Here is a 20,163-nt window from a genome sequence, read left to right as displayed (position 1 = left end):
CGGGGTCCTGTCTTCTTACTCTGCTGCGGGGGCAATGATGGCTGCTTCGCCGTCATAATCGGCATAGGCCCGCTGGATCGCGATCTGATCGGCAATGTATTTCGCATCGTGCCAGACGCCCCACAGGAAGGTCGAGCCGCGGCGCGACTGCCAGGGCAGGCCAAGGAAATACACGTCCGGTTCAACCGAAACCCCGCGCTGATGGATCGGCGCGCCTTTGTTGTCGAAGGCATTGGCCTTGATCCAGCTGAAATCCTGACGGAAGCCCGTGGCCCAGATGATCGTGGTAATGCCTTCCTTGGTGAAATCGACCGAACCGAGCGGATTGGTCAGGCTGTCGGGATCGGCGAAGGCTTCGCGGGCCTCGGGTTCTTCCGGAAGATCAAGCCCGGTGCGGTCCACATAGGCGTCCGCCAAATCCAGCATTTCGTGATAATTGGCATCGCCAGCGGCCACATTGCGCTGCAAATCGTCGGCAAAGCTCAGAACGCCGTTCTCGAAGCTTTTTGTCATGCCAACCAGGGTAACGCCTTCGTTGCCAAGACGACGGAAATCCATTGTGTGTCCGCCATATGCGCCGCTGACCGAGATGGTCACGTGTTCGGTTCCCGGCTTCATCGCGGCCACGTCCCACAGGCCCAGAACGCCCAACCACCAGACGAAATCCCGGCCTCGGTAGCGGCGCGGCGGGCGGTCATGCGGTCCAACCGACAGAAACACCTTGCGGCCGGCCCGGTTCAGCTCATCCGCGATCTGTGCGCCGGATGATCCGGCACCGACGACCATCACGGCACCTTCGGCCAACTGGCCGGGGTTCTTGTAGAAAAACGAGTGAATCTGGTCGACACCTTCCGTTTCCGGCACAATCGGCGGGATCACCGGATGCTGGAAAGCGCCCGTAGCGGCAACAATGCGCTTGGCATGGATTTCACCGGCCGAAGTTTCGACACGGAAGCCGCCCTCGCCGGGCATACGCTCGGCCCTGAGCGCCTCGACGCCTTCGCGGATGGGCGCGTTCACCATTTCGGCATATTCGACAAGATAGTTGGCCACCCGGTCTTTCGAGACAAAGGCATCCGGATCGTCGCCCTTGAACAGCAGGCTCGGGAAACGATCGTGCCAGGCCGGGCCGTTGGCGACCAGAGCATCCCAGCGACCGGTACGCCATGCCTCGGCCGTCCGGTTCTTTTCCAGAATGATATGCGGAACATTGTTGTTTCCCAAATGCTCGCTGAGCGCGATACCGGCTTGACCGCCACCAACAACCAGTGTGTCCGTTTTCTCGATGGGCATGTTTCGTTTCCCTTTGACTGTATCTCGGTCCGACACAAATGGCCGGGCAAACTCATGGCTGAACTGGATAGGGTCTGTCAGACGGCTCCAAATATGGAGGCCCCTGTAATCACCGATTTCGGAGGACGGCGTGCAGTCGTAAAAGTGACCATTGTTCGGGCGACGGTCACTTCGCGATTACAGCTTTCCGTGCCGATCCAGCACGCCTTGCGCGTTTCGTGAGGAACGTTCCACAAGTTGGAATTGGGCGAAATTACTGTCTAGCTTACCCTTAGTTAGGTTTTGGCTAATCTGGCAGGATTTACGCTTGTTTTGATTGCAGTTGGCCGTGATCGGACAGGTACGGTGCGATCAGATAAAACAGCTCTCCCTGCGAAGAGATCTGGCATTTCCTGTAAAGCTGCTTGCGTATGACTTTGACGGTTTGCGGGCTGATCCCAAGCGTGAGGCCGATGGAAACCGATGAATGCCCCTGCAGGATCAAAAGTGCGATCTCAGCTTGCCTTGCGCTCAAGCTGATCTCGAGTTCCGAGGACAGTCGGTGACGCAAAAGATCGACGACATCTTCCGGCGTGTCTGAGCCCTGCGGTCTGAGGTCCGACCAGTTCTGCCTGACCAGCGCATTTACAACCGGGGCCAATTGCCTTGCCTGTTCAAGATCACGGGATGAAAACCGTGATGCGGTGGTCGCATCCCGCCCCAGACAGACGGTCATCGACACGCCCTGCGTCGGAGACGAGAAGAATGCGATCTCATCGGCGAGCGTGGTGCGTTGATAATAGGATTTGTAGTACTCGTTGCGATGAAACTGGTCCGGGGCAATGTCGCTTAGCCGATACATCCCATCTGCCGCGTCTGCCGCGTGCAGGGAATAGAACGGGTCCAGCAGGTAGGCGCCTGTTACATAGTGGCTGTTCATACGTTCAAAAACGCGCTTCTCGCTGGCTTGGGTCAGAAAGACCTCTGGTTGTTGGCTTTTGAAGAAAGCGACGATGGTCATGTTATCGATACGCAGGCAGGCGCCGAGCCAGTTTTGCAATCGCTGGGCAAACCCGGTGGTACCTATGGACAGGATTGTGTCCGCCAGAAGCTCTGGCTTGGGCATGTGGTCCACGGCGCTATACCTCTTTGGGGGTATATACCCCCTCATGATCCATGATCTACCATGATTGTCGAAATAAGGGGGTATATCCAGCGCGAAATACGCTCTGACCATCAGAATTTCGGCCCGCCACAGGGCGATACCGCCAGATGCCTAAGGGAGATCCAGCAATGCGCGATCCACGCTATGATGTTCTGTTCGAACCGATGAAGATTGGCCCGCTGACCGCCAAGAACCGCTTCTATCAGGTGCCGCACTGCAATGGCGGCGGCTATCGTGATCCTTCGGCTGCTGCTGCGATGCGGGGTATCAAGGCCGAGGGCGGCTGGGGCGTGATCTTTACCGAACAGTGCGAGATGCACCATACCTCGGAGATCACGCCGTTCATCGAATTGCGTTTGTGGGAAGACAAGGACATTCCGCAACTGCGCAAGATGTCCGAGAAAATGAAAGAACATGGCGCGCTGGCCGGGATCCAATTGGCCTATTCGGGCATCAACGGGCCGAACCTTTACACGAAAGAGGTACCGCTGGCACCGACCGCATTGCCGATCCGTACGTTCACCAACGATCCGGTTCAGGCGCGCGCACTGGACAAGCAGGACATCCGGGACCTGCGCCGTTGGTTCGTGAATGCGGCCAAACGGTCGCAGGATGCCGGATTTGACCTGATCTGCCTGTATGGCGCACACGGGTTCGGGATTTTTCAGCACTTCCTGAGCCGGGCCACCAACCAGCGCAGCGATGAATATGGCGGTTCTCTGGAAAACCGGGCCCGGTTCAGTCAGGAAGTCATCGCTGACATGCGCGACGCTGTGGGCGACAAGATGGCGATCACGCTGCGGGTGTCGCTGGACGAAACCATCGGCGAACTTGGGTTCTCGAACGCCGAGGTGCGCGACTATGTCGAGATGAACAAGGATCTGCCCGATCTCTGGGATCTGGCGCAGGGCACCTGGGAAGATTGCTCGGGCCCGTCGCGGTTCAAGGAAGAGGCGGCGCAGGAACATCTTGTGCGCGGCATTCATGAACTTACAGACAAGCCCATCGTCGGGGTAGGGCGGTTCACTTCACCGGATGTGATGGCCAGGATGATCAAGTCCGGAACGCTGGATTTCATCGGCTGCGCCCGCCCATCCATTGCCGACCCGTTCCTGCCGAAGAAGATCGAGGAAGGCCGGATCGACGACATTCGCGAATGCATCGGCTGCAATATCTGCATCACCGGCGACATGACCATGTCGATCAGCCGCTGTACACAGAACCCGACCTTCATGGAGGAATGGCGCAAGGGCTGGCACCCCGAGAAGATGAACGAAAAGGGCGACAGCTCGAACGTGCTGATTGTTGGCTCTGGTCCTGCGGGACTTGAAGCGGCATGGGCGCTGTGCCGCCGCGGGTATGATGTGGCCGTGGCCGAAGCGCGGGACGTGATCGGAGGACGTGTCACCCGCGAACGCGCGTTGCCGGGGCTCAGTGCCTGGGGGCGTGTCGTGGACTACCGGGAGTACCAGTTGCAACAGCGCCCGAACGTGGAGATCTACCGAGAGAGTGAGCTGGATGCCGACAGCATTCTTGAGTTCGGATTCGAAAACGTCTGTATCGCGACCGGATCCACATGGCGTCGCGACGGTGTTGCCCGTCAGCATGTCGTGCCAATGCCGATTGCAGATGGCGCCAAGGTCTATACGCCTGACGACCTGATGGATGGTACGATCCCTTCGGGCCGCGTGGTGGTGTATGACGACGACCACTACTACATGGGCGGCGTGCTGGCCGAGTTGCTGGCGAGAAACGGGGCGCAGGTGACGCTCGTCACGCCGTCAGCCTATGTCAGCGACTGGACGAACAACACGCTGGAACAGATCGCAATCCACCCGCGACTGGTCGAAGCCGGGGTCGAAATCGTGCTCAATCAGGGTGTGGCGGAAATCCACGCCGATCACGTGGTATCGAACTGTGTGTATACGGACCGCACCTGGAAGATCGAAACCGATGCCTTCGTAATGGTCGCATCCCGGCTTGAGAACAACGGCGTCTACAACGCCCTTAAGGCGAAAGAGACCTATTGGGCCGAGGCAGGCATCAAGTCCGTCAAGCTGATCGGAGACGCCAATGCGCCGGGGCCGATTGCATGGGCAACCTATGCCGGGCATCGATACGCCCGCGAGCTGGACGGGCCGGATATCGGAGACGCCTTGCCTTTCCGCCGCGAGATCACGGAACTGGCAGCGGATTGAGATTGGCGTGGGCTTGTTTGCCGCCGCTAATCGGGCGATGGAGGACCAGAGGCAAAGCGACCTAAGCTGAGCCGATTGGCCTTCGTCGCCTTCCGCTTTTCCCGGGGCTTACCCGGTCCTGGCATCGCAGATGTGAAGCGACTCGGGCAACTGTGGTAGTCTGTGATCATCTGCGGGAAAACTCGGGAGGAGAAGATGTCAGTTCTGGACACCGTTAAAGCGCTCGATGCGGCAATCATTGAAGGGATCAACGCAAAGGATGCCAGCAAGGCAACCGCACCCTATGCCGAAGACGGCGCGATCATGCCGCCGGGCGCACCGACCATGTCGGGTCACTCCGCGATCCGCGAGTATTGGCAGGCCGCAATTGACGGAGGTCTAAGCAACGTCGTGGCCAACCCGACCGGGGCGCATGTCAGCGGAGACTTTGCCGTTACCATGGGAACGTTGACGGGCTCGATGGGAGGGCAGGACCTCTCAGGGAAGTACATTCTCTACTTCCAGAAAGGCAACGACGGCTGGAAGGTTCAGCGCGACATCTGGAACTTCGACGCCTGAACCAAGCAGAGCGGGTATTTTTCGTCACTTGCATCAAGCTGTCGTGATGTTCGTCGGTCGGCTTTGATCACTGGTTTCGAGGCGGTCTGAATATCCGCGCAGAAAGCTGCCACCGGCGGGTTCGAAAACGCGAGAGACCGATGCAGAGCTTCCTGTCATCGGGCGGAATGGCGTGTTTCCTTCCAGGCATTTCGCACACGGAAATTGCCACTTGGTTTCATTTCTCTGCGGTGCCTTCCCTGCGGCCATGACTTTGTGAGATAACTCCTCCAAAACACGGTATTAGCTCAGCTGATTTCAGTATTGTTTTGGGTTTCCGCACCGACTGTGGGAGGAAGACATAATGAAGAATTTTACACGCCGTGCCGCGCTGGTCGGTGCCGGTGGTTTGGCGGGATGGGGATTGGCAGGCCTGTTTCGGGCGGAGTTGCCCACCTATGCCGGTGCAAACCGCATCGTTGCGCCGACCGGGGAGAACTATCTGAACGATGCAAGCGGTCTGTCGGCGACGCCGATCCAAAAGCATCTGCGGATTTCAGAGAGCGATAAGGAACTGGTTGCGGTGATCCGGCGAGAAATGTCACAGGCGCGTGCGGAAGGACGGCCCCTGAACGTCGGCGCGGCGCGTCATTCCATGGGAGGGCAAGCGATCCCGCGTGACGGCACGGCCATGACTTTTGACAATGCGCGTGTCGAACTGGACACGGCCAATCAAAGCTATCGGGCCCATGCGGGCGCGCGGTGGTCGGATGTCATTGCGGCGCTCGACCCCCAGGGATGGTCGCCCAAAGTGATGCAATCCAACAATGACTTCGGCCTCGCTGCGACCTATTCGGTCAATGCGCATGGTTGGCCGGTGCCGTTCGGACCGATGGGATCCACTGTGCGGTCCCTCCGGATGGTGTTGCCGTCCGGCGATCTGGTGACCTGTTCACCAACCGAAAACACCGACCTGTTCAACCTTGCGATGGGGGGATACGGCCTTATCGGAGTCATCGTGGACATGGAGATCGAGATGGTCAGAAATGCCCGGCTGTCTCCGGCATTTGAGGTGATGGAAACCGGCGAATTTGCCGACCGTTTCAAGGCGGCAATCATGGATCCGACAGTGACGATGGCCTACGGGCGGCTGAATGTGGAACGCGAGTCGTTCTTTCAAATGGCGCTGCTGATCACATATCGCGAGACAGAAGATCAAGACGATCTGCCGGCGGCCTCCGGTTCCGGATGGATGGCCCATGCGGCCAGCCGGATTTATCGCGCCCAGCTTGGCAATGAGACGTTCAAATCCTTCCGCTGGTGGAATGAAACCAGAGTTGGCCCCGCTCTGGGGTCAGGTGAGGTGACGCGCAACTCGCTGATCAATGAACCGGTGGTGACACTGGATGATCGCAACCCCGACCGGACGGACATTTTGCACGAGCATTTCGTCGGGTTTGACGCCTTCGACAGCTTTGTCGAGGCCTGCCGCGAGGTAATCCCGGCCTCGTATCAGGAGTTCCTGAATGTGACCCTTCGGTATGTGGCGCAGGACGATCAATCTGTGCTGTCCTTTGCCCGTGTACCGCGGATTGCTGCCGTCATGTCCTTCAGTCAGGAGCTGACCCAACGCGGTGAAGCGGATATGGCGCGCATGACCCGCGCGCTGATTGACCGGATTGTCGAGATTGGCGGGGCCTATTACCTGCCTTACCGCCCGCACGCCACAATCGGACAGTTGACCGGTGCCTACCCACGGGCAGAGGAATTTGCGAAAGCAAAGCGGGAACTGGACCCCGATCTGGTGCTGCGCAACAATCTTTGGGATCAGTATCTGGGGCAGCTATGAGCAATCTGCAAAAACTGTGTTTGGGGTATTTCGTGGCGCTCATGATCGCGGCGTCGCTGAACTATATCCCGGGCCTGACGGATGAAGATGGGTTGGTTTTTGGCATCTTTGCGCTGGATATCTACGACGATGCACTGCATGTGGCTTCGGCCCTGTGGGCGCTGATCGCGGGGCTACTTTCCCATCGGGCGGCGCGGACATTCCTGATCCTGTTCGGGCTGGCCTATCTGGGGGATGGGATATTCGGCATCTTCACCGGCTACGGGTTCCTTGATCTTGGAATATTCACCAACGCATCGCTGGGCGCCGATTGGTCGCTGCCGCGGTTCCTTGCGAACCTGCCGCATCTGGCATTGGGCGGAATCGGCGTCTGGGCCGGGTTTCGCGGCGGAGCCGAGCACGGGTGAGGCGGCTGTGGCGATACTGCAAATGGCTGTTTCTGGTGGTAGTGATCTGCGTTGCGGGATTGCTGTCGCCGATTGCCTATGTGGAAATCATGTGCCGGGGGTCGGGCCAGCCTGCCGCCTATGAGGCGCTGATCGATCCCGCCTTTCACCGACCCGAAACCCGGACCCTGATGACCTATCCGGAATGGCACATCGTTCATGCTTACGAGGATTACGCCACGGTCATCCAATCCGGTGATCCGCATGAGTACGGATATTTTCGCGCTGTCGGAGGGTTCTGGTCTTCGCTTTGCGCGCTGAGTGCTGCTGCAAGTTCCCATGGCGCGGTTGATGGCGCGAACAAGCAAATGGTCTATGTGATCGGGGTCAGTTTTTCCGCCGAATTGCTGCTCAAAGCCGCCTATGAGGAAACCTTTGGCCGGGTTTTCGCGGCGCTGCGCGGACAGACACGGGCGCCTTTGGATGATCTCTCGGCCAGCCAAGCCGCTGGCTATGCCAGGTTTTTGCAGCAGGTTCCGTGGTACAAATGGCGGTTTCGCGAGGATCGGGCTGATTTGAACGAACAGGCCACGGACAATTTGCGGGACCGTGAGCGGCGGATCGCCCTGGGGATCGAATACGGGGTCAAGGCCGCCTATGCGGATGTGATCGCCGATGCGGTGGCGCAGGTGGGTCAGGATGAACCGACCCTGCGGATGATTGTTGAAAATGCGGACCGTTCCCTGCTGGACAAAGAGGAGGGTGTTCATGTTCTGGCGGAGCATCCGCAGGGGATCGAAGTGGAAACTCCCCGATACCGCGCGTTGACCCTTCTGCTGCAACGCTGGGCGCGTGAGGGAGTGGATTTTATGGAGATCGCAGGGAATGACGACATCCTGTTCACAGTCCTGTCCGGTGATCCGGACATGGACGGTGCTATCTACAGTCGTTTACGGCAAGGGTCTGGCGATTACCGGCATCTGATGGTGGTGAAAGTTTCCGAATTGGCCGACCGGATCCGTGCATTAGATATAGGAGAGCAGAAGCTGGAGCATATCCATGACTACTAGGTCTGTCCTGATTGCATTACCTTCAATGCTGATCGGCTGGCTGGTCATCATGCTGGTGACGGCCCTGTTGACGGACGAGGCCCCGGCCTATGTCGTCTTGTTCCCGACCGACGGGTTTCTGCAGTCCCTTCCGAACGAAATATCGATGATCTCAGCTTCAGTTGTCAGCGTTACACTCACGTCCGAGCAGGATGGCTTCGTGCCACTATTGTATCGGTCGGGGGCCTGGATGGTGCTGCCTGCGGGATTGACAGGCTGCTTGCCCATGCCGAAGGCAGATTGAGCAAGGCCCGCCTGGGATCACGCGGTCGTCTTGTCTTACTGGGCAAGAACCATTCAAACAGTTCGGGAAAAACGAGTGCTGGCAGTTGTTCCCCTGACAATGCACTCCAGTTCACAGCAGAGCCTGAAAGGCTCTGGTTCGTCCGAGGTTATGTAGTCGGTGAACCTTTCACCGGCGAGCTTGCCGATGGTTTCGGCGGGGATGCGAATGGTGGTGAGCCCCGGTTCGACATCTGCGGATCCCTTGAAATCCCCGATACCGATGATCGAGAGGTCATCGGGAACCTTCAAACCTAGGCTCTGGGCCGCAAACAAAGCGCCCTGCGCGATGACGTCATTTCCGCAAAGCAGGGCCGTGGGACGAGATTGTTCCGTCAAAAGGGTCAGGGCGGCCTGTTTGGCCTGAGACACACTGTACGGAGCTTCCGACTCATGCTCGCTCGGGATGGATACGCCCATTTCCTCAAGTGCATCATGCACGGCGGACAGCCGGTTTTGCGCACGGTCATTGCCGGTCGTTTTGGGGAAGATCAATCCAATGTCCCGGTGCCCCAAGGCCAGCAGGTGCTCGGTCGCAAGACGTCCTGCCAGTCGATTGTCTGCCCCAACACAGGGAAGGGCGGAATCCTCGGAATAGTTCCAGATCGCAAGCGCCGGGATTTTCTGCTGTTCGATCAGTCGGGCGGTGGCATCGGAATGTTCCAACCCAACCAGTGCCACGCCGTCGACGCGATGTTCCAGCAGCTTGCGAACCATGGCGTATTCCCGATCCAGGTCATACCCGTGCGACGCCAGCAAGAGACTGAAGCCGGCCTTGTCGATTGAATCCGAAAAAGCCTGAATGACTTCGGCAAAAATGGCGTGATTGATTGTTGGCACCACCAGGCCGATCGTGCCCGACCGTTTTCCATGCATCGTCTGAGCCGCGCGGTTGCGGATGTAGCCCAATCGCTGAACGGCCCGGTTGATCTTTTTCCGAGTCGCAGGGTTGACCAGATTGGGGTGGTTGAAGGTGCGGGAAACGGTCGAGGGTGAAACTTTTGCGGCCTTTGCAACGGCCACGATATCCACCTTATCCTTCTGAAATTTAGCCATAAAACCCTCTCGCACAGTCGATTTTATGAAAACATTTGCAATACTATTTTCATCGCCTAACCTGATTTGTCAACAAAAGTAAAAGTGTGAACCGACGGGTTGGGAGGCCCTGAATGGAATTCATTTACTACTTCGGAGATGTGTTCACGCCGCTCTCGTTCCTGTTGCTTTTGGGTGGCACGATCGGCGGGTTGATCCTTGGGGCGACGCCGGGCCTGTCACCCACGATGGCGGTTGCGTTGCTGATCCCGTTCACCTTCCAGCTTGAGGCCGCGCAGGGCCTGATCCTGCTGGGCGCTGCCTATACCTCGACCGTCGCGGGCGGCGCGGTCAGCGCCATTTTGCTGAAAATCCCCGGAGCGCCTGCCAATATCGCCACGACGCTGGACGGGCACACCATGGCGAAACAGGGACAGGGTGCGCGGGCGCTGCAATTGTCCTTTCTCGCCTCGGCCGTCGGCGGGATATTTGGCGTTTTGCTTCTGATCTTCCTGACCCCGGTTCTGGCGAAATGGGCGCTGGCCTTTGGTCCGTCGCACCTGTTCTGGCTGGCCATTCTGGGTGTCACGGTGATCGGAACGCTGGATTCCGCGTCGGTTGTCAAAGGGTTGCTGTCGGGTTGCATCGGGCTGTGGCTTGCGACCATCGGCTTCGACGACATCATGGGCGCGCAGAGGTTCATTTTTCATCCCGCCTTGGGTGGCGGCATCAACATCATTGCCGCCCTGATCGGACTTTTCGCAATCCCGCAGGTTCTGACGATGTTCGCCAAAGGGCGCCACAATGCCGGAGCCGAGGTCATCGAGGTGCAGCGCCACTCGATAATGGCCGCCTTCCGGGAGCTGTTCAGCCGCACGCGGGCCCTAAGCATCGGAACCCTGACAGGTTCGATCATCGGCCTGATCCCGGGTGTCGGTGGGCAGATCGCGGGCCTTGTGGCCTATGACCAGACCAAGAAGTTCTCATCCGAAAAAGACAAGTTCGGCACCGGTCATTCCGAGGGCGTCATTGCCGCGGAATCCGCCAACAATGCCATGGTCGGCCCGTCTCTGGTGCCGCTGCTGACCCTTTCGATCCCCGGAAGCCCCACCGCTGCGGTTCTGCTGGGCGGATTGCTGATCCACGGCATCTTCCCGGGGTCGGACCTGTTCGACAACCACCCGGACGTGGCATGGACCTTCATCAACTCGATGCTGATCGGGCAGGTGCTGATGTGCATCTTTGGCCTTTACGTTGCCGGTCTTGCAGCCCGTGTCGCGCAGGTGCCGCAATCGGTGATGGCTGCAATCGTCCTGGCGCTGTCCGTTTTCGGAGCATACTCGGTTCAGGGTTCGATGGGTGACGTCTATGTCATGGCTTGCCTGGGGATAGGCATGTTCTTTCTGGAACGGTTTGGTTTTTCGGCGGCGCCACTGGTTTTGGGCCTGATCCTGGGACCCATCGCCGAAGCCAACTTCATTCAGGGCGGAATGATTGCTGACGCCACCGTGGGCAAGGCCGCATACTTCCTGAGTGGCGGTTTGAACCTGTTCCTGATCGCCATTGTGCTGGCGTCGGTCGCTTATTCGGTTTGGATGGAATTGCGCCACCGTCGCTACACCACCAAAGAGGAGGCACAGGCATGAACCGTTCGCAGCATGTATTCGGATCAGGTCTTGTCTTTTCGGTCGGCCTTTGGGTGACCTGGGTCAGCTACACCCAGCAACCGGCCGAGGCGTTCCTGTTCCCGCGTCTGATCGCAACCGTTTTTGTGGTTCTGGCCGGATGGACGTTTGGCAAGGCAGTCATGGGATTGTCCAAGGTTGGCAACGGCGTCACGCGCACGATGTTTGTCAACATGCTGCCGGGTCTGATCGTGACGCTGATCTATGTGTTCTGGGCGGCCAAGTCGCTGGGTTTTTACACCGCGACAACAATCGCCTTCTTCATCCTGCTGTCGATCTATGACCCGGCGCCGCATTCGGACGTCAAAAGCTGGATCCGGCGCGGGATCATCACGGGCGTCTTCGTGGCGGTGATGTACGGCCTCTTTTCCATGCTTCTGAACGTCCACACGCCAAGGGAAATTCTGTTCTGACCGCGCAAACAGCGGAAGAACCAAATCAGGGAGGAAACGCAAAATGAAACGATTGATTGCCGGGGCGGCTTTGGCCCTCATGAGCCTGACGGGTGCGGCGGCGGCCGAGGACTATCCCGAACGGCCGATCATGATGATGGTCAGCTACGGGGCTGGCGGCGCGACAGACTTTCAGGCGCGGATCGTGACCATGACCGCCGGAAACGAGGACGCGCTGGGAATGCCCATCGCCATCATCAACAAGCCCGGCGCGGGTGGCCGCGTGGGCTGGAACTGGTTCGCCACGCAGGCGGATGCAGACGGCTATACGCTGGCGGCCTACAATGTTCCGCATTTCATCGCCCAGTCGATCAAGGGTGGCGTGGAGTATTCGACCGACAGTTTCGAACCTATCGCGAACTGGGGTGCGGATCCGGCGGTATTTGTCGTGGGCGCCGACAGCCCGTTCAACTCGATGCAGGATGTCATTGCCTATGCCAAGGAAAACCCGGGCAAGCTGACGGTATCCGGTGCCGGATTGTTTGTGGGCCACCACATCGCGGCGCTGCAAATCGACAAAGCAGCCGGAACCAAGATGGCTTATATCCCGACCAAGGGTGGCGGCGCGGCGGCCATGAAGGCCGTGATTGCCGGTGAGGTCATGGGCGGCATCAACAACCTGTCCGACGCATTCCGCGCGCAGGAAGCGGGCAATGTCAAAATTCTGGGTGTCGCCGATCTTGAACGCAACGCGTTCCTGCCGGATGTTCCAACGATGATGGAACAGGGGCTGGACGTGGACAACTCGTCGGTCAATTTCCGGGGTGTGATGGTGCCAAAAGGAACACCGCCCGAAGTGATTGAAAAGCTGGCCGCGACAGTACCTGAGATGTTCGCCAATTCGCGCGTCGCCAAGAAGATGGAGGCCGGCGGGTCGCCGATGCACATCATGACCCGTGACGAGGTGATAGAGATGTGGGGCCAGCGTCAACAAACACTGAACGAACTGCTGGCCGGTCTCTGACCCGGACATTCTAAAACGGGGCGGAACAGGTCCGCCCCGGTCAATCTATCGAGGACCAAGATGAACGCTCAGGACGGGATTGCCCCCGAAATTGCCGAAGTGGACCGGATCGTCGAACGGGCGCGTGCCGCTCAGTCTGCTTTCGAAGCCAGTGGTAGTCAGGCGCTATATGACAAAGCGGCACTTGCAGCGGGATGGGCCATCATGGAACCGGAACGCAACCGGGCCCTTGCCGAACTGGCCGTGGAAACCACCGGCCTGGGTAACGTGCCCGACAAGATCACCAAGAACCACCGCAAGACGCTCGGGTTACTGCGCGATATAGCCGACGCCAATACGCACGGGATTATCAGCGATGATCCGGCAACAGGTATCACCGAGATCGCGCGCGCCATCGGCGTGATTGGTGCGGTTGTGCCGTCGACCAACCCTGCCGCGACGCCGGCCAACAACATCATCAATGCACTCAAGGGCGGCAATGCCATCGTGGTCGCGCCGTCCCCCAAAGGTGTTGCGTCCTGTGAATTGCTGCTTGGCTACATACATGCCGAATTCGACAAGCTTGGGCTTAATCGCGATCTGGTGCAGATGCTGCCTGCGCCCGGGTCAAAGGCCAAGACACAACGGTTGATGGAGGCTGTTGACCGGGTGATCTGCACCGGCAGCCAAAACAATGTTCATCGCGCACAATCCTGCGGCACGCCGGCGGTGGCTGTTGGGGCTGGCAATGTCACGGTTATTGTCGACGAGACGGCCGATCTGCAGGCCGCAGCGGCAAAGATTGCCGCTTCGAAGTGTTTCGACAACGCGACCTCCTGTTCGTCCGAGAATGCTGTGGTCGTGGTGGATGCGGTCTACGACGCTTTCGTTGCGGCGATGGCCGCCGAGGGTGGTGCCCTGGTCCGTTCTTCCAAAGCAGGTGATATCATCGCCCGGCTCTGGCCCGATGGTCATCTCAACCGTTCGGTCATCGCGCAGGACGCGGAAAGGATGCTTGAAGCGCTGGGCATGGCGGGCAAGGTGCCCGAGGGAACCCGATATTTGGCGGTTGAGACTGACGGGATCGGCCCGGATCATCCCCTGTCCGGAGAAAAGCTCAGCCGGGTTCTGGCGCTCTATCGCGCGGCAGACTTCGAAGAGGCCCGGACAATCACCGCCCGCATTCTGGCACATCAGGGGGCAGGGCATTCGGTTGGAATTCATACAAAGGACGACGCGCGCGCGATCGGGTTGGGTCGGGATCTGCCGACCTGTCGTGTTATCGTAAACCAGGCGCATACCTTTGCCACCGGCGGTAGCTTTACCAACGGGATGCCTTTTTCCCTGTCGATGGGCTGTGGCAGTTGGGGGGGAAACTCCATCGACACAAACCTGCATTGGCGGCATTTCATCCAGACCACCAAAGTCGTGCGTGAAACTCCGCCGCGGGAGCCCGCGCTGGGAGAGATTTTCGGAAAGTACTGGTCGGAGGCCGGGCAATGATCGACCCGCCCAAAGGAACCCTCCGTGACTGGCTGGACAAACGGGCAGCCGAGGGCGGAACCGGTTTCGTTTTTCCGGATGGCGCAAGCGACCTGAGCTGGCCCGAGCTGCGCGAAACTGCGCAGAGAATTGCGGTCATGTTGACCGGGTCAGGTGTCGAAAAAGGAGAGAGCATCGCCATCCTTTATCCCAATTGCCGCGAAGCGCTGGAGGTCCTTTTCGGCGTCCTTTACGGCGGGTTCCGGGCGACGATGATAAACCTCGTCGCGGGGGACAGCGCGGTGGCCTATGCGCTGGACCACAGCGGTGCGCGCTATGGTTTTGTGCACCCCGAACAGGTGGATTTGTTTGAACGTACGGCCGACCCAGCGAAAATAACCGTGTTGAGAATTTCAGATGCGAAAGATGCCGATGGCGATCTGCACGACCTTTCGCCGGGCGATCACGCGCTTCTGATGTACACGTCCGGAACAACAGGGCGCCCAAAAGGCGTCGTTCACACCCATTCCAGCCTGTTGGCGGGCGGCTGGACCACGGTGGTTGCACATGAGCTGTCCGAAGCTGATCGCGGGTTTTGCGTTCTGCCAATCTACCACATCAACGGCCTGTGCGTGACGGTTATGGGAACGCTTGTCTCTGGCGGATCATTGGCCATGTGTGAACGATTTTCCGCCAGCCGGTTCTGGGAAAACCTTGGGAAGGCCGAGGCGACATGGTTTTCGGTTGTCCCGACCATCATTTCCCACCTGCTGCATTCCGATACAAAACCGGATGCGCCGACCCGCCATCGTGTGCGTTTTGGCCGCTCTGCATCTTCCGCTTTGGCGCCGGACGTGCAGCGTGCTTTTGAAAACCGTTTCGAAATCCCGATTGTCGAGACCATGGGGCTTACGGAAACCGCCGCGCAGATACTGTCCAATCCGTTGCCGCCCGGCATTCGCAAAATCGGATCACCGGGCATCCCTTTTGGGAATGAGGCGGATATCTTTGACAAGAACCTCCGGCCCGTACCACGCGGAGCAGAAGGTGAACTGGTCATACGCGGTCCGAATGTCATGCTGGAATATCTCCAGAACCCCGACGCAACCGAAGGCACATTTACATCCGATGGCTGGCTGCGGACCGGAGACCTCGCCCGTATGGATGAGGATGGTTATGTCTATGTCACCGGCAGGCTGAAGGAACTTATCATCAAAGGGGGCGAAAACATTGCGCCGCGCGAGATTGACGAGGTGCTTTATTCTCATCCCGATGTTGTCGAAGCGGCCGCATTCGCCCGACCTTGTGCCAGTTATGGTGAGACTGTCGAGGCAGCGGTGAAAATTCGCGAAGGCTCCTCTTTGACGCCACTGGAATTGTCCAGGCTTTGCAATGCTCAACTGGGCCATTTCAAGTCGCCCGATGAAGTTCATGTTTTGCAGGACCTGCCAAAGGGGCCATCCGGAAAAATCCAGCGAAACAAGATCCTCGAGATGATCGATGAAAAGGCCAGCAAAAGGTCTGTTTGACATGCAGGTCGGGTGGTCGAGTTTCACGCCGCTACCGGCCAACTCTGTTCCCAGATCGTGCTGCCGGCGCGTGGGCGCCAGCAGATCGGAAAATTCGAGCTCTGAAAAGTAAACTAGCGCCAGCTCGTTGGCGCACTTTCGGCGTAATCTTCGCGGTCACGGCTTGTGAAGCGTTGTTATACCGTTCGCTTTCGGTAATGAGTTGTCCGACCCGGCCAATATGGGGACCGGCTTCGGGTAAAAAGAGCGCCGGATCTTACGCGTCAAAGAAGCGTGGAGCTTGCGACGTATCGGTGTGGCCGACGGTGCGGGCGTTGTTTACACCCCATTTTCTACGCAAGCTGTTTCAGCCGGTTGGAAAGAGGCCTGTGAAATCCCCAAACACCCACACAGTTGTCCGGAAAACAAACAAAAACAGTACTATTCACTTGTGTTGGAGAGAATTTGTGGGTTTATTGTGGGGATTGATCGCGAAATGTGGGATTTTGATGCCGCAAATACGCTATAGTCATAACCTTCGGGAGCGGAGGGTTTGTTTGCCCGGATCACTGCAAAGCCATGGTTTCTTCGAAGGGTCTGGCGTTGTGCGTGGCACAAGATGGTGCGCCGAACAACAGGACCCTATCAGCAATCGGGCAAAGATTGCGGCTCCGGTAGTGAAAAACGCTCCAAGTAGCGTGGGATGGGACCTTCGGCGGGTTCATTCGCAGTTGTTGTTGCACTGAGCCAAGACTCCATAAGTAAACAGGACAGAAACGGATGCTGAATCCAAAGAACTCTCAAACGTTCGAAACGGCCGAATTGGTGTCACACGCGGTGAAGATTGCCGAATTGGCCAACAAGGCGGCACGGGGGTACTTTCGCGGCAGACTTGGTGTTGAGTTCAAGTCCGACGAGAGCCCGGTGACGCAGGCCGACAAGGGTGTCGAGGCGCAGGTTCGGGCCTACCTGGAACAACACTTTCCGGATCACGGCATCTTTGGAGAAGAACATGGGTTTGAAGGGCAGAACCGCCGCGAAGTCTGGATAATTGATCCGATCGACGGCACCCGGTCTTTCCTTTCGGGGCATCCGCTTTTTGGCTTTCTGCTTGGGCATCTGATCGATGGTAAGCCGGATATCGGAGTGATCGGCATGCCTGCGATAGATGAAGTTTTCATTGGTGTATCCGGTCAGGGCGCGACAATGAACGGCAAGGAGATCGCGACTTCGAACCAGACGCGGTTGGATCAGTCCATCCTGTTTGTGAATGAAGGGGATAAGATCTATCGTGATCATCCGGCGTTATTCGCCAAGCTGATGCAGTCCGGTCAGACCAGACGGTTTGCCTATGACTGCTATCCGCACGCGCTTCTTGCGGCGGGGCATGTGGATGCAGTGATAGACTATGATCTGCAACCTTATGATTTTCTGCCGGTGCTGGCCGTGATCGAGGCCGCAGGTGGGGTGATGACGGACTGGGATGGTAAACCACTCGACCTGAATTCGGATGGTTGTGTGATTTCGGCGGCGACGCCCGAGCTGCATGCTGAAATGCTGGAAATGGTGAACGGATAGGATCATGGCGATTGTAAGCTTCCTCATCAGTCTGGCCGGAGCCACGATGTTGCTGCTTTACGCGGTGCGAATGGTGCGCACCGGGATCGAGCGCAGCTACGGAGCCTCTTTCCAGCGGGTCATGACAGGCCAGCGCAGCTATGTGCAGGCATCAATGGTCGGTCTTGCAATGGCGGTGGTTCTGCAAAGTTCGGCCGCAGTTGCATTGTTGACATCCGGTTTTGCCGCAGGCGGTTTTCTGGCTTTTCCCACCGGCCTCGCGATTGTGCTGGGGGCCGATCTTGGGTCGGCGCTGATTATCCAGGTCCTGTCCTTCAAATTGGACTGGCTGGTGCCGCTGCTGCTGGCGATTGGCGGGTATCTCTTCGTCAAGACCGAGTCCAAAAAGCCCCGGCAACTGGGTCGCATCCTGATGGGTGTTGCGTTCATTCTGATCTCATTGCGCTTTCTGCGCGAGGCGATGGATCCGATCCGGGACAGTGCTTTTCTGCCTGCCGTCGCAGAATATCTGGCCCGAGATTACATAACCGCATTCTTGGTCGGCGGAGCGCTGGCCTTTGTCATGCATTCATCGGTTGCGGCGATCCTGATGTGTGTGACACTGGTTCAGATTGGCGCAATTCCGTTTGCCGCCGGACTGTCGTTGGTGTTGGGGGCTAATTTCGGCTCGGCCTTCATACCGGTTTGGCTGACCCGGGGGATGGAAATGCCAGCCAGGCGCATTCCGTTCGCCAATCTCGCGTTGCGTGGCAGTTGGGCCGTGGTCACCCTGTTTGCAGCTACTGCGGCTTTGCGTGCGGGTGTTTTGGGGGATCTGCAAGGCGGGCAGATGCTGGTCAATGCGCATCTGGCGTTCAACGCCTCGTTGCTGGTGTTGGCTTTGCCGTTCTGCGGACGTTTGCGTGCACCATTCGAGCGGCTTTTTCCGGAGCCGAAATCAGCCGAGGCGATGGTCCAGCCGGGCCGTCCGACCAGCGCGCTGGATATGCGCAATAGCGGCAGCCCCAGCCAGGCGCTTTCAAGTCTCAAGCGCGAGCTGTTGCGGATGAGCGATCTGGTCGAGTCGATGTTCAGGCCGTCGCTGGAGTTGTACCGCAGCGGTGACAAGGAGCAGATACGTGCTGTTCGGCTGGTGGATGAAGACGTGAACGACTGCCTGTCGGGTATCCGGAAATACGTGGCCGCCATTTCAGCCGAAGAGTTCGGCAGGCAAAACGCCAAGGTGGCCCGGGATCTGATGGAATACGCAATCCGTCTGGAAACCGCAGGCGATGTCGTTGCCAAGCGACTGACCGTTCTGGCCGCCGACATGCGCAAAAAAGGGGCCTCATTTTCGAAAGAGGGATGGTCGGAACTGGTCGAAATGCACGAAGGTATCCTGGCCAATCTGAAATTGGCCTCAAATGTGTTGATCTCGGACGATCTGGAAAGCGCCCGCCTGTTGAGCCTTGAAAAAACCGAGATCAAGCGGGCCGAGCGTGACAGTCGCAAACGCCACCTCAGACGTTTGCAGCATGGCAGCACGGAAAGTTTTGAGACCAGCGACATCCATCTGGAGACATTGCGCGCGTTCCGGGAGTTCAACAGTCACATCGCGGCCGTGGCTTATCCGATCCTGTATCGGAACGGACAATTGCTTGAAACGCGCCTGATCGAAGAAATGCCGCGGATGGAAAAGGATGCGGACACAGAGGCCGATGGATGACAGCACCGGTCGATGGCGGCTTCCGCGCCTTTTGCAGGACCTCAACGACAGCCCCGGCGGAAACGCCATCAATCTCACAAACCTCTTCAAAGCCGCGTTGTGATCTGAATCGGACCCCGCACGTTTGTTTCGGATCAATAGGCGCGTAACAACGAAACAGAGCCGAACCAAAGGGCGGTCAAGCTGACACTCGACTTGAAGCTAAAAAACAAAGCCCGGCCCAGTGAACGAATTTGTTGGAAAATGAGGGTGCCCGACCCAAAAGGCGGAAATTGTCACAGAACAATTGCCTGCGACGTGGAACTTTAGGCTAAACTATGGTGAAATTTGATGATGGCTGACGACAGCGAAAACATCCCCCACCGCGGCCGAGAGCTGCTTGATGTGCTGGCGCGGCTGGGAGGCTCGGCACGCAATACACAGATTGCGCAGGTCATGGACGTATCGGAAGAAACCGTTCGCCGACTGGTCAAGGGCCTGGCAAAGAAAAACATGGTTGAAAGGGTGCACGGCGGGACCTTTCTGTCGCGTGCGCAGGATACACCCATGTTTTCCGGGGCGCTGGAACTCAACGCGGAAGAAAAGACGCTTATCGCGAAAAAAGTCAGTCAGATTGTCGAGGACGGCATGGTGTTGTTCCTTACGGTGGGGTCAACCATGACGCATGTCGCCGAGCAATTGCGCGACCGGAAAAATTTGACCGTGGTCAGCAATTCGCTGTCGGTTGTCGCATCGCTGGCTGATCACAACGGAACCCGTGCGGTTCTGGCCGGGGGAGAGGTCATTCGATCCGAACGCGGCAGTTTCGGTCGTGCCGCCGAGCAGCTTGCCTGCCAGTACAGCTATGACGCGGTAATATGTGGCGCGGATGCCCTGTCGCTTTCCGGAGGGGTTCTTGCGCTAAACCCGCGGGAGGCTGAACTGACGCGCGCGTTACATAACAACATCCGGCGCATGATCGTAGCGGTGGATCACAC

At 58.2% G+C, this 20,163-nt stretch carries 18 protein-coding genes; 15 read left to right on the top strand and 3 right to left on the bottom strand.

Annotated features, from left to right (window positions below; genetic code table 11):
* Positions 1-15 precede the first annotated feature (15 nt).
* Both ACR0MI_RS20460 and ACR0MI_RS20455 read right to left on the bottom strand, forming a co-directional pair.
* Positions 16-1,293 carry a flavin-containing monooxygenase gene (locus tag ACR0MI_RS20460; RefSeq protein ID WP_170611572.1) on the bottom strand — a complete coding sequence of 426 codons (1,278 nt, stop codon included), beginning with the start codon at positions 1,291-1,293 and terminating at the stop codon, positions 16-18.
* A 301-nt stretch (positions 1,294-1,594) separates the two neighbouring features.
* Positions 1,595-2,398, bottom strand: coding sequence for a helix-turn-helix transcriptional regulator (locus ACR0MI_RS20455; RefSeq protein WP_480441542.1), 804 nt, complete (start codon positions 2,396-2,398; stop codon positions 1,595-1,597).
* Positions 2,399-2,565: 167 nt separating this feature from the next.
* Here ACR0MI_RS20455 and ACR0MI_RS20450 point away from each other — a divergent pair, with 167 nt between their 5' ends.
* The 6 genes from ACR0MI_RS20450 to ACR0MI_RS20425 all read left to right on the top strand — a co-directional run bounded on the left by ACR0MI_RS20450 (position 2,566) and on the right by ACR0MI_RS20425 (position 8,760).
* The gene (locus ACR0MI_RS20450; protein WP_170611575.1) at positions 2,566-4,635 is read left to right on the top strand and encodes an oxidoreductase; all 2,070 of its coding nucleotides are present in this window, start codon (positions 2,566-2,568) and stop codon (positions 4,633-4,635) included.
* A 195-nt stretch (positions 4,636-4,830) separates the two neighbouring features.
* A complete protein-coding gene (locus tag ACR0MI_RS20445; protein WP_170611577.1) occupies positions 4,831-5,193 on the top strand; it encodes a nuclear transport factor 2 family protein in 363 nt (120 codons plus the stop codon).
* Positions 5,194-5,536: 343 nt separating this feature from the next.
* Positions 5,537-7,021, top strand: a complete 1,485-nt coding sequence (locus ACR0MI_RS20440; RefSeq protein ID WP_170817111.1) for an FAD-binding oxidoreductase — start codon at positions 5,537-5,539, stop codon at positions 7,019-7,021.
* Positions 7,018-7,428: a DUF4383 domain-containing protein gene (locus ACR0MI_RS20435; RefSeq protein ID WP_170817110.1), complete on the top strand. Its 411-nt coding sequence runs from the start codon at positions 7,018-7,020 to the stop codon at positions 7,426-7,428. The genes ACR0MI_RS20440 and ACR0MI_RS20435 overlap by 4 nt, the downstream gene beginning before the upstream one ends.
* Positions 7,425-8,477 (top strand): hypothetical protein, encoded by a 1,053-nt coding sequence (locus tag ACR0MI_RS20430; protein WP_480855448.1) that lies wholly within the window; start codon positions 7,425-7,427, stop codon positions 8,475-8,477. Before ACR0MI_RS20435 ends, ACR0MI_RS20430 begins: the two co-directional genes overlap by 4 nt.
* Positions 8,467-8,760, top strand: coding sequence for a hypothetical protein (locus ACR0MI_RS20425; protein ID WP_170611585.1), 294 nt, complete (start codon positions 8,467-8,469; stop codon positions 8,758-8,760). Before ACR0MI_RS20430 ends, ACR0MI_RS20425 begins: the two co-directional genes overlap by 11 nt.
* 53 nt (positions 8,761-8,813) lie before the next feature.
* Here the strand turns inward: ACR0MI_RS20425 and ACR0MI_RS20420 are convergent, their stop codons facing one another.
* On the bottom strand, positions 8,814-9,854 hold the full coding sequence (locus tag ACR0MI_RS20420) for a LacI family DNA-binding transcriptional regulator (protein WP_170611587.1): 1,041 nt from the start codon (positions 9,852-9,854) through the stop codon (positions 8,814-8,816).
* A 113-nt stretch (positions 9,855-9,967) separates the two neighbouring features.
* Here ACR0MI_RS20420 and ACR0MI_RS20415 point away from each other — a divergent pair, with 113 nt between their 5' ends.
* The 9 genes from ACR0MI_RS20415 to ACR0MI_RS20375 form a co-directional block, all read left to right on the top strand.
* On the top strand, positions 9,968-11,479 hold the full coding sequence (locus tag ACR0MI_RS20415; RefSeq protein ID WP_152459976.1) for a tripartite tricarboxylate transporter permease: 1,512 nt from the start codon (positions 9,968-9,970) through the stop codon (positions 11,477-11,479).
* A complete protein-coding gene (locus tag ACR0MI_RS20410; protein ID WP_170611589.1) occupies positions 11,476-11,931 on the top strand; it encodes a tripartite tricarboxylate transporter TctB family protein in 456 nt (151 codons plus the stop codon). Before ACR0MI_RS20415 ends, ACR0MI_RS20410 begins: the two co-directional genes overlap by 4 nt.
* Before the next feature lie 43 nt (positions 11,932-11,974).
* Positions 11,975-12,934 carry a Bug family tripartite tricarboxylate transporter substrate binding protein gene (locus tag ACR0MI_RS20405; protein ID WP_152459978.1) on the top strand — a complete coding sequence of 320 codons (960 nt, stop codon included), beginning with the start codon at positions 11,975-11,977 and terminating at the stop codon, positions 12,932-12,934.
* A 60-nt stretch (positions 12,935-12,994) separates the two neighbouring features.
* Positions 12,995-14,416, top strand: a complete 1,422-nt coding sequence (gene sauS / locus ACR0MI_RS20400) for an acylating sulfoacetaldehyde dehydrogenase (protein WP_170611590.1) — start codon at positions 12,995-12,997, stop codon at positions 14,414-14,416.
* Positions 14,413-15,924, top strand: a complete 1,512-nt coding sequence (locus ACR0MI_RS20395; protein ID WP_170619641.1) for an AMP-binding protein — start codon at positions 14,413-14,415, stop codon at positions 15,922-15,924. The genes sauS and ACR0MI_RS20395 overlap by 4 nt, the downstream gene beginning before the upstream one ends.
* Before the next feature lie 295 nt (positions 15,925-16,219).
* On the top strand, positions 16,220-16,432 hold the full coding sequence (locus ACR0MI_RS20390) for a hypothetical protein (RefSeq protein WP_170817108.1): 213 nt from the start codon (positions 16,220-16,222) through the stop codon (positions 16,430-16,432).
* A gap of 251 nt (positions 16,433-16,683) precedes the next feature.
* A complete protein-coding gene (locus tag ACR0MI_RS20385) occupies positions 16,684-17,481 on the top strand; it encodes an inositol monophosphatase family protein (RefSeq protein ID WP_170611596.1) in 798 nt (265 codons plus the stop codon).
* A 4-nt stretch (positions 17,482-17,485) separates the two neighbouring features.
* Positions 17,486-19,186 carry a Na/Pi cotransporter family protein gene (locus tag ACR0MI_RS20380; protein ID WP_170611598.1) on the top strand — a complete coding sequence of 567 codons (1,701 nt, stop codon included), beginning with the start codon at positions 17,486-17,488 and terminating at the stop codon, positions 19,184-19,186.
* Between the two features lie 330 nt (positions 19,187-19,516).
* Positions 19,517-20,163 (top strand): DeoR/GlpR family DNA-binding transcription regulator (locus ACR0MI_RS20375; protein ID WP_480855442.1); only part of this gene is annotated, 647 nt, incomplete at its 3' end.

This window comes from Ruegeria sp. D4, assembly GCF_056534475.1.
This window is presented reverse-complemented; position numbering and strand designations above follow the sequence as displayed.